The organism is Lacrimispora indolis DSM 755 (genome assembly GCF_000526995.1).
In the GTDB taxonomy this organism is placed as follows: Bacteria; Bacillota; Clostridia; order Lachnospirales; family Lachnospiraceae; genus Lacrimispora; species Lacrimispora indolis.
This window is the reverse complement of record NZ_AZUI01000001.1, coordinates 5,710,040-5,724,192: the sequence shown is the minus strand read 5'-3', so window position 1 is coordinate 5,724,192 and position 14,153 is coordinate 5,710,040. Positions and strand designations below refer to the sequence as shown.

At 46.0% G+C, this 14,153-nt stretch carries 13 protein-coding genes; 9 read left to right on the top strand and 4 right to left on the bottom strand.

All coding sequences use genetic code 11. From position 1 onward, the window contains the following. Positions 1-15: 15 nt before the first annotated feature. Both K401_RS0127760 and K401_RS0127755 read left to right on the top strand, forming a co-directional pair. Complete coding sequence (locus K401_RS0127760) at positions 16-909, top strand: LysR family transcriptional regulator (RefSeq protein ID WP_024296008.1); 894 nt, start codon at positions 16-18, stop codon at positions 907-909. Between the two features lie 100 nt (positions 910-1,009). After that, a complete protein-coding gene (locus tag K401_RS0127755; protein ID WP_024296007.1) occupies positions 1,010-2,287 on the top strand; it encodes an adenylosuccinate synthase in 1,278 nt (425 codons plus the stop codon). Positions 2,288-2,407: 120 nt separating this feature from the next. On the opposite strand, the gene K401_RS0127750 is transcribed toward K401_RS0127755, so the two are convergent. Both K401_RS0127750 and K401_RS0127745 read right to left on the bottom strand, forming a co-directional pair. Next, complete coding sequence (locus K401_RS0127750; protein WP_024296006.1) at positions 2,408-3,118, bottom strand: cadmium resistance transporter; 711 nt, start codon at positions 3,116-3,118, stop codon at positions 2,408-2,410. Further along, on the bottom strand, positions 3,115-3,348 hold the full coding sequence (locus K401_RS0127745; protein WP_024296005.1) for a hypothetical protein: 234 nt from the start codon (positions 3,346-3,348) through the stop codon (positions 3,115-3,117). The genes K401_RS0127750 and K401_RS0127745 overlap by 4 nt, the downstream gene beginning before the upstream one ends. A gap of 179 nt (positions 3,349-3,527) precedes the next feature. Here K401_RS0127745 and K401_RS0127740 point away from each other — a divergent pair, with 179 nt between their 5' ends. Then, the gene (locus K401_RS0127740) at positions 3,528-4,592 is read left to right on the top strand and encodes an N-acetylmuramoyl-L-alanine amidase family protein (RefSeq protein WP_024296004.1); all 1,065 of its coding nucleotides are present in this window, start codon (positions 3,528-3,530) and stop codon (positions 4,590-4,592) included. Between the two features lie 54 nt (positions 4,593-4,646). Here K401_RS0127740 and abc-f read toward each other — a convergent pair whose 3' ends face one another. Next, a complete protein-coding gene (gene abc-f, locus K401_RS0127735) occupies positions 4,647-6,563 on the bottom strand; it encodes a ribosomal protection-like ABC-F family protein (protein ID WP_024296003.1) in 1,917 nt (638 codons plus the stop codon). Between the two features lie 227 nt (positions 6,564-6,790). On the opposite strand from abc-f, the gene K401_RS0127730 reads away from it, so the two are divergent. From K401_RS0127730 to K401_RS0127705, 6 genes are all read left to right on the top strand, one after another. After that, positions 6,791-7,465: a redox-sensing transcriptional repressor Rex gene (locus K401_RS0127730; RefSeq protein WP_024296002.1), complete on the top strand. Its 675-nt coding sequence runs from the start codon at positions 6,791-6,793 to the stop codon at positions 7,463-7,465. A gap of 158 nt (positions 7,466-7,623) precedes the next feature. Further along, positions 7,624-9,147, top strand: a complete 1,524-nt coding sequence (locus K401_RS0127725; RefSeq protein WP_024296001.1) for a bifunctional ADP-dependent NAD(P)H-hydrate dehydratase/NAD(P)H-hydrate epimerase — start codon at positions 7,624-7,626, stop codon at positions 9,145-9,147. Between the two features lie 7 nt (positions 9,148-9,154). Beyond that, a complete protein-coding gene (alr, locus tag K401_RS0127720) occupies positions 9,155-10,342 on the top strand; it encodes an alanine racemase (protein ID WP_024296000.1) in 1,188 nt (395 codons plus the stop codon). Between the two features lie 204 nt (positions 10,343-10,546). Next, positions 10,547-10,894, top strand: a complete 348-nt coding sequence (locus K401_RS0127715; RefSeq protein WP_013272276.1) for a type II toxin-antitoxin system PemK/MazF family toxin — start codon at positions 10,547-10,549, stop codon at positions 10,892-10,894. Positions 10,895-11,002: 108 nt separating this feature from the next. Then, positions 11,003-12,409, top strand: a complete 1,407-nt coding sequence (locus K401_RS0127710; RefSeq protein ID WP_024295999.1) for a hemolysin family protein — start codon at positions 11,003-11,005, stop codon at positions 12,407-12,409. A 162-nt stretch (positions 12,410-12,571) separates the two neighbouring features. After that, positions 12,572-13,300 carry a YebC/PmpR family DNA-binding transcriptional regulator gene (locus K401_RS0127705; RefSeq protein WP_024295998.1) on the top strand — a complete coding sequence of 243 codons (729 nt, stop codon included), beginning with the start codon at positions 12,572-12,574 and terminating at the stop codon, positions 13,298-13,300. Positions 13,301-13,352: 52 nt separating this feature from the next. On the opposite strand, the gene K401_RS0127700 is transcribed toward K401_RS0127705, so the two are convergent. After that, positions 13,353-14,003: a methyl-accepting chemotaxis protein gene (locus K401_RS0127700; RefSeq protein ID WP_024295997.1), complete on the bottom strand. Its 651-nt coding sequence runs from the start codon at positions 14,001-14,003 to the stop codon at positions 13,353-13,355. Between the last annotated feature and the right edge of the window lie 150 nt (positions 14,004-14,153).

Below are 14,153 nucleotides of genomic sequence, written 5' to 3'. Positions count from 1 at the left end.
TATCAGGAGGGATCCATGAGCAGCAATTTGGAATATTACAAGGTATTTTATTATGTCGCCCAGCTTGAAAGCATTACCCTTGCGGCAGAGAAGCTGTGTATTTCCCAGCCGGCAGTGAGCCAGGCGGTAAGACAGCTGGAAAAATCCATGGACAGTCAGCTTTTTTTGCGGACTTCCAAAGGGGTCCGTCTGACACGGGAGGGAGAATTTTTCTACAAATATGTAAAATCCGGTTTAGAAAATATCTGGCGTGGGGAAAGTATGTTAAACAGGCTGAAGGATTTGGATACAGGCGAGGTGTGCATCGGGGCCAGTGATATGACCCTTCAGTTTTATCTTCTGCCGTATCTGGAGAAATTCCATGAGCTGTATCCTGGTATCAAGGTGAGAGTTTCCAACGGGCCGACACCTGAAACGCTGCGGTATTTATACGACGGCAAAATCGATTTCGGGGTAGTCAGCACTCCTTTTGAAGCAAAGAGCGAGGTCAAGCGGACCGATGTAAAGGAAATCAGGAACGTCTTTGTGGCAGGGGATAAGTTCCGCTATTTAAAGGATCAGGAACTGGATTATGAGATTTTAAAGGATCTGCCCTGCATTTTTCTCGAAAAAAACACCAGCACCAGGACATTCATGGATGAGTATCTGGCAGGCCACGGTATAGCGGTGGAACCGGAGTTTGAGCTTTCCACCAGTGATATGATCGTCCAGTTTGCCATGCGGAATCTGGGAATAGGCTGCGTGATGTCAGGGTTTGCACAGATGGAGCTGGAAAAGGGAAATCTTGTGGAGTTGAAGTTCCGGGACGAAATGCCGAAACGCCATTTTACCATTGTCACTGACAGCAAAACGCCCGTATCCCCGGCCGGGAAGCGCCTGTTGCAGCTGATGACAAGTAATATAATTTGAGATTATGCCAAACATAAATAATATTGATTTTACTTATGGACGATCTTGCGCTATCATAAGTAAGTAAATGGTATTTTTCACTCGAAGGAGGAACATTCAAATGGTAAGAGCAATCGTAGGCGCCAACTGGGGCGACGAAGGAAAAGGCAAGATCACGGATATGCTGGCAAAGGAATCGGATATTATCATCCGTTACCAGGGAGGCAGCAATGCCGGGCATACCATCATTAACAACTATGGCAAATTCGCCCTTCATCTTCTGCCCTCCGGTGTATTCTATAATCATACAACCAGCATCATCGGCAATGGTGTGGCATTAAATATCCCGTTTCTGGTAAAGGAAATTGAGGATCTCGTAAGCAAGGGCGTTCCAAAGCCTGATGTTCTGGTTTCAGACCGTGCCCAGATCCTGATGCCGTACCACATTCTGTTTGACCAGTATGAGGAAGAGCGCCTGGGCAAAAAGTCCTTTGGTTCCACAAAATCAGGGATTGCTCCATTTTATTCAGATAAATATGCAAAGATCGGATTTCAGGTCAGCGAGCTTTTTGATGAAGAATCTTTAAAAGAGAAGGTGGAACGGGTTTGTGAAACAAAGAATGTTTTGATGGAACACCTTTATCACAAGCCGTCCATTGACCCGGCAGAGCTATTTAAGACTCTGCAGGAATACCGTGAAATGGTGAAGCCTTATGTATGCGATGTATCCAAATACCTTCATGAGGCCATAAAAGCAGGCAAGAACATTCTTTTGGAAGGCCAGCTGGGCTCTTTAAAGGATCCTGACCACGGTATTTATCCCATGGTTACCTCTTCCTCTACTCTGGCGGCATACGGTGCCATCGGCGCAGGAATTCCGCCCTATGAGATCAGGAATATTACCACCGTTGTAAAAGCTTATTCCAGTGCAGTAGGGGCTGGTGCGTTTGTCAGTGAAATATTCGGAGATGAAGCGGACGAGTTAAGACGGCGCGGAGGCGACGGCGGCGAATACGGCGCAACCACCGGAAGGCCAAGACGTATGGGCTGGTTTGATGCGGTTGCATCCAGGTATGGCTGCCGTATCCAGGGTTCTACGGAGGTTGCCCTCACCGTTCTTGACGTGCTGGGATACCTTGATGAGCTTCATATATGTGTAGGCTATGAGATCGACGGAAAGGTTACAAAGGACTTCCCTACGACCATAGAGCTTAACAGGGCAAAACCGGTATACACCACCCTTCCTGGCTGGAAATGTGAGATCCGGGGAATTAAGACCTATGAAGATCTTCCGGAAAACTGCAGGAATTATATAGAATTCATTGAAAAAGAAATGGAAACACCGATTACCATGGTTTCCAACGGACCGGGAAGAGACGAAATCATTTACCGCAGATAATCTGACGGGGAACTATAAAAATGGAGAACAAGGAAAAGAGCGCCTGCTTTTTTTCTGTTCTCCGTTTTTTATTATGAGCCGCGGCCCTGCTGAGCAAGAAAAGTGTGGAACCATGTGGTTTTAAATCGTCCCGATCAAACCGCTTTTGATGAAAATATAAACACCTAGTCCAATGAAAATGATTGGCACGGCAGCATGCTTATGCTTTTGTATTGCGGCCGTTATTCTGGGAAAATCAGTAATGGTACTGCCCAATAAGCACCATAATGCCATCATAAGAAAAAATACGGTCATAGTCACAACGATCTGCATGATGGAGTATCCGGTGAAGAGAGGGATATATACGCCTATGTTATCCGCTCCATTTGAAACAGCAACAACCACAACGCTAAATATCTCAGGATTAACTGCATGGAATATCGCGCACTTTGCTTTTATTAATACATATTGCAGTCTGCTATATTCCTTACCGGGTGATAATGAAATATTCTTTATCTGCTCCTCATTGATTGTTTCTGCTTTCCTGTCAATCCCGTGGCATTGAGCTGCAGGGAGGCGTTTTTTGATTTTATAATTGATCCATTCCCTGACTCCTAAAGCTATGGGGAGCAGTCCAAGAAAGCCGATATATTCTTGCGGAACAAAGTTCAAGCCGAAAGCACCTAATATACTGATCAAAACCAAAACAGCAAGTCCCAGATATTGTCCAATGACAATATGCTTCTTTTTTAGTTTTTCATCTACCTGAGCATAAAGCAGCATCATTACAAAGATATTATCTATATTCGTGCTGACAAAAGAGATGACAGATGCTGCAACTGTACCGGTCATGATTGCTTATTGCTTCCTGAAGGATCCGGGTCAGTTTTGTCCGGCTTAAGCACACGGGCGACCAGCTGAACAGCATAAAGAAGAATAGGAATAACCGCAGATGAAATAATAGCGGCCATAAGCCAGTTTTTTGATTCCGGGCTATGGGAAAAGGCTGATATAAGGGCAATGGCGTACATGGCGAGAATGAGCAACAGTCCGGCCATGGCCAGGAAACGTTTCCATTTCACGGGAATTACCTCGCTTTCTGAACATGTTTATTTTTTACTATTATAGCCTATAAAAAGAAAAATAGGAAGAAGAGCTTTTTGTTCATAAAAACTTTAAATTTGAAACCTGTACTTTTCCTTGGAAATATAGTAATATTTTAAATATAAAAAACGGAAGGCCTGGAAGGAGTGCAAAACTCTTGAGGAAACGATGGATAGCGGCAGCAGGTATTATTCTCACCCTGGGAAGCATGATGACTTCTATGGCAGCAGAAGAGATGATACAGGAAGAAAGCGAAAGCCAGCAGGCGGCATTATCGGACTGGCAGTGGCAGGAGGAGCCCGACGGCTGGAGATACGTCAATGCCGCGGGAGAACTTAAAAAAAACTGCTGGGAAGAAATCAACGGATATTGGTATTACTTTAACCATGAAGGATATATGGCTTCTGATTGGACAAGGATCAGCGGGATGAATTACTGCTTTTCCGAGACAGGGGAGCTGATACTTGGCTGGTGTTATAACGACGAGGAAGAGAAATGGCATTATTATAAGGAAGATGGCACAGCCCAGAGGGGGTGGTACCAGGAGACAGACGGAAGCTGGTACTGGTTTTCCATAAAAGGAGAGATGGCGGCTTCCGGCTATAAGACTATATCAGGGAAACGGTATTATTTCTTTGATAATGGACAGATGGCGGCCAATCAGTACGTTGGCCTTTTCTATATGGACGAAAGCGGCCAGAGAAACAAAGAATTCGATATCACCATTGACGGAAAGAAAACTTCCTCTTCTTTGTCTTCTGAGGTGAGGGATGTCTTTACGGAGGCAACCAAGAACATCCCAAGAGATTGGATAAAGAAGTTTATTGATCAGGGGTGGGAGATCATCTATTATCCCGGAAAACGGTATTTTTCTGCTCCAATGACAGAAAGCGGTATTTATTATGTGTGCCATAAACTGGATACCAATTATAAAAAAATAAAAATATGCCTGCCGGAAGATTTAACAGCAGCTTTTGGAGAATATATCGGTTATGCCTCCGGCTGCTACGGCAGTTCCAGCCAGGATGCCACGGATCTGCTCATGAGCAGGGTTTCGGTGGAGGATTTCGTGGATATACCGGATTATTTTTCAGATGACATGATGTTTTATTTTGGAAAGCTGGTGTCAGCTTATGTGGAGAGTTCTTCTACCAGAGAAGAGATGGAAGAGGAGGCGCCCCAGGTAACGGAGATTTTAAAGAGAATATTGTATGCCGGGTAAGGCAGATTAAAAAATGGAAGGCTGTCCCAAGACAGCTTTCCATTTTTTGACCCTTTATTCCGCCAGCTCTTCCCACAGCTCATAAAGTTCTTCCAGCCGCAGCCTGATGGTTTCTTTCTCTTTATTAAGTTCCATCAGCTTTGAGACATCGGTAAAAATCTCTTCTTTTCCCAGAGCTTCATCGATTTCTCCATCCCTTGTTTCTAATTGGTGGATTTCATCCTCTGTTTTCTTTAGATCATTCTGGCGCTTGCGAAGGCGGGCCTGTTCTTCCTTTTGCGTTTTCCAGTCCAGCTTTGTCTCGGAAGTCTCTTCCTGGGAAACGGCCTTTACGGAAGAAGGAGGAGCAGCATACAAATTCGTCATGATCTCTTTCTTTTCCAGATAGTAGTCGTAATTTCCGATATAATTGACCAGGGTCTGGTTGGTTAAATCCAGGATTCTGGTAGCAGTTTTGTTGATGAAATAACGGTCATGGGACACGTACAGAATGGTCCCGGTATAATTGACCAGGGCATCCTCTAAAATTTCCTTTGAAGTAATATCCAAATGGTTGGTTGGTTCGTCCAGAATGAGGAAGTTGGCTTCGGAAAGCATCAGCTTTGCTAAGGATACCCTGCCCCGTTCCCCGCCGCTTAAATCCTTTACCCGCTTAAATACATCGTCTCTGGTGAATAGAAAGGCTGCCAGGATGTTACGGATCTGTGTGTTGTTCATGGAAGGATACGTATCCTGCAATTCGTCAAACAGTGTTTTTTCCATGTGAAGCACCTGGTGCTCCTGGTCATAATAGCCGATATGTACCTTGGAGCCTAAGGCGATTTCTCCTTCATCCGGTTCTAAAATACCGTTCAATATTTTTAGTATGGTGGTCTTTCCGGTTCCGTTGCCACCAATGATAGCTATCCGTTCCCCGCGTTTTACCTCAAAATTAATGTCATCAAAAAGCAGGTTCTGTTCAAATGCTTTTTTCAGCCCACGGACGGTGAGAACATCGTTCCCACTGATGATATTGGGCTCCAGTCGGATCCGCATTTCATCGTTTATTTCCGATGGTTTTTCCAGCATTTCAATTTTATCCAGCATCTTTTCCCGGCTTTCCGCCCTCCGGATGGATTTTTCCCTGTTAAAGGACTTTAATTTGGCAATGACCTCTTCCTGATGCCTGATTTCCTGCTGCTGGTTTATATATGCTTTCATCTGGGCTTCCCGTATCATAGCCCGCTTTCCGCTGTAATCGGTGTAATTTCCCTGATATACGGTCATAAGGCCGTTATCCAGTTCAATGATCTTTGTGACCACCCGGTTCAGAAAATAACGGTCATGGGCAACGATGATAACGCTGCCGTCATAATTGAGCAGATATCCTTCCAGCCAGGCAATGGACTCCATATCCAGGTGGTTGGTTGGCTCGTCCAGGAGGATAATATCCGGTTTGGTGAGGAGAAGGCGGCCCAAGGACACCCGAGTCTTCTGGCCCCCGGATAGTGCTGTGACAGGTTTATGAAATTCCTCTTCCGTAAATCCCAGGCCTTTTAACACTCCTGTTACTTCACTTTCATAGGCATAGCCGTTTAACAGCTCAAATTCATGGTTTAACCGGCTGTAGGCGGCGAGCATGGACTCAAGCTCATCTCCGGCTGCATGCTTCATATCTACCTCAAGCCGGCGGATCCGCGCCTCCATATCCATAATAGGCCGTTTGGTTTCCAGAACCTCCTCATAAACGGTCCGCTCTCCGGACAGGTCCTGGTGCTGCGCCAAATAACCGATGGATTTTCCCTTGGAAACCACCACATCTCCTTCATCTGCGGGAAGCTCTCCGATGATGATCTTTAAAAGAGTGGATTTTCCGGCGCCGTTGATCCCGACAATTGCCGCTTTTTCATGGTCTTCTATATGAAAGGAAGCGTGCTTGATCACCTCATTGCTTCCAAATGCTTTGCTTATATTACTGCATGACAAAATCATGTCTCGTTTCCTCTTTCCTGCCTGTTTTTCAGGGCATAAAGGTATACCCGAAGGGTACAAAGGTATACCGAAAGGCGTTCTCTCCCTGTATAAATGTAAGGCAACAGAACTAGTATAATATAGGTCCTTGCTTTTTTCAAGGATACAATCACAAAACCCGTTTGACATTATTTTGTCATGCAGTTATAATGATCTTAGTTTAATTATAAGTTAAAGAAGGTGAAGAAGTGTCAGAGAGAGAAATTTCCAAAGCAGTGATTACCAGGCTTCCGAGATATTACCGGTATCTGGGCGAGTTAATGGAAGATGGAGTGGAACGTATTTCCTCCAATGAGTTAAGCAACAGAATGAAAGTGACCGCTTCCCAAATCCGCCAGGATTTGAATAATTTCGGCGGGTTCGGCCAGCAGGGTTATGGCTATAATGTAAAATATTTATATGCAGAGATCGGGAAGATACTGGGAATTGACAGGCAGCATAATATCGTTATCATAGGCGCTGGAAATTTAGGTCAGGCAATTGCCAATTATGCAAATTTTGAAAAACGTGGCTTCCTCATTAAAGGAATGTTTGATATCAATCCACGGCTGATCGGCCTTGTGGTCCGTGGAATTGAGATCCGCAGCGTAGATGATCTGGAGCAGTTTGTAAAGGACAATGATGTTCAGATTGCTGCTCTGACCATTCCAAAGACAAAGGCACCGGAGATTGCGGACCGCCTTGTAAAGGCAGGGATCAAGGCGATCTGGAATTTTGCTCATACGGATCTTAGCGTGCCCGATGATGTGGTGGTGGAAAATGTCCACTTATCGGAAAGCCTGATGCGGCTGTCTTACCGGGTCTGTAACATGCAGGATCAGAACGAGGAAGAAAAAAACAAGCAAGCTGAAAAAAAGGGGTAACATGCCTGCCGGCAGGTGAAGGGGAGACTTTTCGCTGCCGGTAGTTTTTCTATGACAAGGTTTAAGGAAACACCCTACGGGTATACCTTTACACCCGATGGAGCGGGGTGGACCCTGCCCAGAAAGCATGGGCTATAATAAGGAAAGGCGGGAGAAATATGAGATATCTGGTAACAGGAGGACAGATGAAGGAGGTGGACCGCTATACCATAGAGAAGGTGGGGATCCCCTCTCTGGTGCTTATGGAACGGGCAGCCCTGGCGGTTACAGAAGAAGTAGTAAAATACGGGAAAAAGACGGACCGGATATGGGTCTTATGCGGAAACGGCAATAACGGGGCGGACGGAGTCGCAGCTGCCAGAATGCTGCATTTAAAAGGATATGCAGTGTCAGCCTTGCTTGCAGGAGGAAGGGAAAAGGGAAGCGGTGAATATCTTACTCAGGTTTCCATTGCAGAGCATACGGGCGTCCATCTGGTGGAATTCCCTGATTTTAAACCCGGCTCCATCCATATTCTCATTGACGCGCTTTTTGGCGTGGGGCTGGACCGGGAGATCCTTGGTAAATACCGGGAAATCATTGAGGCAGTTTTTTTCTACAGGCCGGAATTTACGGTGGCAGTGGATATTCCCTCAGGCATTCATTCCGATACGGGACAGGTCATGGGCATTGCCTTAAAGGCGGATGTGACCGTCACCTTTGGCTATGAAAAGCTGGGGACCATGCTGTATCCCGGAAAAGAATACGGCGGAAAGGTTCTTGTGGCTGACATCGGTTTTCCGGGCAAAAGCCTGGAACGCCTTAAACCGGAATTTTTTACTCTGGATCCAGGGGATGAGGAACAGCTCCCTAAACGCCCGGCTTATTCCAATAAAGGGACCTTTGGAAAGGTCCTTGTTGTGGCTGGATCGAAAAACATGAGCGGAGCCGCTTATTTAAGCGCCCTTGCCGCTTACCGGACAGGGGCAGGGCTGGTGAAGATTTTTACTGTAGAGGAAAACAGGACCATCCTCCAGACAGGGCTTCCGGAAGCCATCATCACCACCTACGACGCAAAAGAGGCAGAGGCATGTACGGCAGGATTTAAAGAGCTGCTGGTAAAGCAGTGTGAGTGGGCCACCGCAATTGTTCTGGGGCCTGGGCTTGGGCAGGAAGTCTATGTGAGGAATTTGGTGGAGGAAGTCCTTGCAAATGCATATGTTCCCATTATTCTGGATGCAGATGGCCTGGGAGCCATCGCTTCAAACCCGGAACTAACCAGCTATTTCACGGAAAACATCATTGTGACGCCTCACTTAGGAGAGATGGCAAGGCTAACCGGCAGTTCTGTGGGAACCATAAGGAAAAACTTGGTGGCAACTGCCAGGGAATATGCGGACCGGTTCGGCATCACCTGTGTGCTGAAGGATGCGGCGACCATTGGAGCGTTAAAGGATCAGAGGACCTATATCAATGGAAGCGGCAACAGCGCCATGGCAAAAGCCGGTTCAGGAGATGTGCTGACAGGGATTATAGCCGGGCTTCTGGCCCTTGGCTTAGAAGAGTCGGATGCAGCGGCTTTTGGCATATGGCTTCATGGCCGTACAGGAGACATGGTAAGAGAGAAACAGGGAGATCACAGTCTTCTTGCCAGGGAGCTGGCAGAAGAGATACATTCAATATGGCAGGGACAAACGAGGTAACAGAGAGATGAAATTATACAGCAGAGTTTATGAGACAGTGGATTTGGATGCCATTGGGCACAACATGGAAGCCATGAAGGCAAATTTAAAGGAAGGGACCAGGATGATCGGTGTTGTGAAATCCGACGGATACGGCCACGGAGCGGTTCCCATAGCCTGGGCCATAGATCCTTATGTGTGGGGATATGCGGTGGCGACCGTGGAGGAAGGCGTGATCTTAAGAAAACACGGGATCAAAAAGCCCATTCTGGTCCTGGGCGTAGTGCCCTTGGATGGATACGGCCTTTTGGTGGAAAATGAAATCAGCTCTGCGGTATTTCAGCTGAAACGGGCGGAACGCCTTTCCTGTCTGGCAGAAAAGGAAGGAAAAAAAGCAGTCGTCCATCTGGTAGTGGATACGGGCATGAGCCGGATCGGATATCCGGTAACAGAGGCAGCGGCGGATGAGGCTGCAAAAATCTGCAGCCTTCCGGGAATTGCAGTGGAAGGGCTGTTCACTCATTTCGCAAAGGCGGATGAAAGGAATAAGGAAGCCACAGATAAACAGATTGAAAAGTACGAAAAGTTCGTGACAATGCTCACTGAGAGAGGGATCACCATTCCTATCCTTCACTGCTCCAACAGCGCCGGGATCCTGGATGTGCAGAAGGCCAACTTTCATGCGGTACGGGCAGGAATATCCCTTTACGGCATTTATCCCTCGGAGGAAGTTGACAGGAACACGGTAAAGCTGGAGCCTGCTATGGAATTAAAAAGCTTTATCTCCTATGTGAAAACCATTGAGCCGGGAACTTCCGTAAGCTATGGAGGAACCTTTACTGCTGACCGGGAAATGACGGTCGCTACTATTCCCGTTGGATACGGTGACGGCTATCCAAGAAACCTTTCCGGAAAAGGGGAAGTGCTTATCAGGGGACAGCGGGCTAAGATCCTGGGGAGGGTCTGTATGGATCAGTTTATGGTGGATGTGACCGGAATTCATGGAGCAGAGGAAGAGGATGAGGTGGTTTTAATCGGCAGGCAGGGAAATGAAGAGATTACGGTAGAAGAGCTGGCCAGGGTAGGCGGCGGCTTCCACTATGAGATCGTCTGCGATATCGGCAAGCGGGTGCCCCGCATTTACATAGAAAAGGGCCGGGTCATTGGCACGAAAGATTATTTCAATGATTCTTATGAAGGGTTTTGCAGGGTCTGATAACAAACTCCATGTCCAAAACATATGATAAGGTATGCGGCGGAAAAACTTAAGTGAATACACGAGTCAAAGAAGGTCAATACTAGACTTAGGCGTGATTTGTTAATTGAAGCAAGGGTTGTACAGCCAAAATTCAGCAAATCAGCCGTTCGGTGAGCTTTAAGGCGAATCGAGCTTCCTAAATAATTGACGGAGTGTGAGAGTGTGATAATCAGACGTGGAGACATTTATTATGCCGATCTAAGGCCGGTGGTAGGCTCTGAACAGGGTGGTATCCGTCCGGTTCTTATTATACAAAACGATATAGGTAATAAGCACAGCCCTACCGTAATCTGTGCGGCAATTACCTCAAGAATGAACAAGGCAAAGCTTCCTACCCATGTGGAGCTGGATACAAAAAAATGCGATATGATCAAGGATTCGGTGATTCTTTTAGAGCAGCTTCGCACCATTGATAAGCAGAGGCTGAAGGAAAAGATCTGTCATATTGATGACGAGCTTCAACAGGAAGTGGACTGTGCATTAAGGGTGAGCCTGGAACTGGATACATAGTTCACCAAATCGAACTTTCTTGACGGATTACTGAGAAGATGGTATATTTCTAAATAGTTACGAGAAAAAAATACGAATGATAATGGACAAAAGGAGTAGATTTTTAGAATGGACGATGGCAATCCGCTTTTACGCGTGATTATTTTTATTGCTTTTATCGTGCTGGACGCAATATTCTATGGGTTTGGAGCGGCGATCCAAAACGTGAATACAAGCGAACTGGAGCATCAGATGGAGGAGGGTAGTAAAAAAGCCGGTCAGCTGTTACATATTGTAAACAGGCCTACCAGGTTTGTAAATACTATCCAGATCACCACTAATTTAATAGGCATGGTAACAGGAGCTTTTGTTTTGGAACAGCTGGGAGCAAGGCTGGAGACGGTTCTCTCCAGAGGCAGGGTTTATCCCAGCCAGTGGGTATCCTTAATCAGTCTTCTGCTGGTTTCCGCGCTGCTGATTGTGCTTTTGATCAGTTTTGGCATCATTATTCCAAAACGATGTGCGGCGGAAAATCCTGAAAAATGGGGCTATCGGATGCTGCCTGCAGTATCCCTCATCATGATTCCCCTCCTCCCATTTACCTGGCTGGCAAATATGGTGGCATACTTCGTTTTAAAGCTTATGGGAATCGATATGGCATCAGATAATGAGAACGTTACAGAAGAGGACATCATGTCCATGGTGAACGAAGGCCATGAACAGGGCGTTTTAGAGGCCAGGGAAGCGGAGATGATCACAAATATCTTTGAGTTGAATGATAAGGAAGCCGGAGATATTATGACTCACCGGAAGAACCTGGTGGCTTTGGACGGAGAGATCACTCTCCGGGAGGCAGTGAATTTTATACTGAAAGAGGGATTTAATTCCCGCTACCCGGTTTTTAAAAAGGATGTAGATGACATTATTGGGATCCTTCATATGAAGGATGCTTTGATTGCTGTGGAAAATAAACGGAATGCATCCCGCCAGCTGTGTGAAATCGAAGGGTTGTTAAGAGAGGCTCATTTCATTCCGGAAACCAGGAACATTGATACCCTGTTTAAGGAAATGCAATCCAGAAAGATTCATATGGTGATCGTGGTAGATGAATACGGCCAGACGGCGGGCATTGTGACGATGGAAGATATTTTGGAAGAAATCGTGGGCAATATCATGGATGAATATGATGTGGATGAAGAATACATTGTCCCTTCTGAGGATGGCTCCTATGTGGTAAGCGGCATGACCCCCCTGGAAGAAGTGGAAAAGACCTTAAACATTGAGTTTGATGAGGAGGATTATGACTCCTATGATACGGTCAATGGTTTATTGATTTCAAGGCTGGACCGGATTCCCCAGGAAGGGGAGGAAACGGAGGTGTCCATTCTGGGATACCGTTTCAAAATCCTTCGTGTGGAGAATAAGATCATTCACACCATCCGGGTCTGGAAGGAAGAACCGGAAGAGAAGCAGGAGGAAGATCCGGAGCTTAGGAAAATGGAGGCCAATGAGGAATCCTTAGTAGAAAAAGTGTAAAATCAGCACAGCTGCCTGCGCTCCCTGTCAAATAAAGGGAGAATCGGCGGCTGTGTATTATTTTTTCTTGCAAGATGAAAAAAATAGTGCTAAAATAGGAAAGATGTTGATTTTTAAAGATCATATGGACGAAGTAGAGAAAGAAAAGGAGTGTTGGAAACAATGTCAGGACATTCAAAGTTCGCAAATATTAAACACAAAAAAGAAAGAAACGATGCTGCAAAAGGCAAGGTTTTCACTATCATCGGAAGAGAATTGGCGGTAGCGGTGAAAGAAGGCGGACCAGATCCTGCAAACAACAGTAGGCTCCGCGATATTATCGCAAAGGCAAAGGCCAACAATATGCCCAACGATACCATTGACCGCGGCATTAAAAAAGCAGCCGGCGATGCAGGCTCCGTCAATTATGAAACCATTACATACGAAGGATACGGCCCTAATGGGGTTGCAATCATCGTAGACACGCTGACAGACAACAAGAACCGGACTGCAGCAAACGTAAGAAACGCATTTACCAAAGGCGGCGGCAATGTGGGAACTCCCGGCTGTGTGTCCTTTATGTTTGATAAAAAAGGCCAGATCATCATTGATAAAGAAGAATGTGAGATGGATCCTGATGAGCTGATGATGATTTCTCTGGAGGCGGGCGCAGAAGATTTTTCTGAGGAAGAGGACAGCTTTGAGGTAATTACCGGACCTGAGGAATTCAGCGGAGTGCGTGAGGCACTGGAAGCAGCAGGCATTCCCATGGTGGAAGCAGGCATCACCATGATCCCCCAGACATGGGTGGAACTGACGGATGAGGATTCCATCAAAAAGATGAACCGGATTATGGATCTTCTTGATGTGGAGGACGACGTACAGGCCACTTATCATAACTGGGATGAATAAATAGACGATAAAAGTGAGGAAAGAGCTTTGCAGCAGGCTTTCCTCACTTTTTTTAGTTGATTTCCGTTAAATTCCTTACGGCATCTTCTATTTCTTTAACAAGTTCATGGATCCTTTGATAGACGGATCCTGAATTCTTTGAAATATCTCCGAATTCTCTGGCTACCACGGCAAAGCCCACCCCTGCTTCCCCTGCCCTGGCGGCTTCGATGGAGGCATTGATGGACAGAATGCTTTCCATGGAAGCGACTTTCTGGAGATCGTGAGTCTTGTTTGTTACCTCACTTAAGGAATTCTGAATTTTGCTTATCTCCGAATCAAAAATATCATTTCTTTTCTGGGTAATGGTTTTTATATATTCCAGATTAGCCAGCTGGTTTATAACGTTCCCCAGCATTTGCGCAGAAGCCCGGATCATGCGTTCGGACTGTACTGGGTCCGTCTGAAACTCCTCACCACAGGAGTCTTTCTTAGACTCCTTTGGAAGCCCGCCGATGATGGCTCCCGCCTTCTCCCCGTTTATGATAATGTCTGTGGAAAAATCTGTGGGGTTTGTATGGGAGGAACCGGAAAAACCACTTCCCTTTGTTATGTAATTCCCTTCTGCATCCACCACAACGGCCGCTAAGCCGGTGGATTCGTAAAATTGATCCTGGATTTTCTGTAAGGCGCTTAGGTCAAGGAACTTTTTGATATCAATCATACTCATTTTGCCGCCCTTTCTGTAGTAAAGTGCTGTACAATTTTTATATATAATATTATATAATAATGAAGGGGGAATTACAAGCAGCTACTTAAACGAAAGAGAAGAGAAATGGATGCACATCATGAAAAATGGTACGGAGTTAAAAAA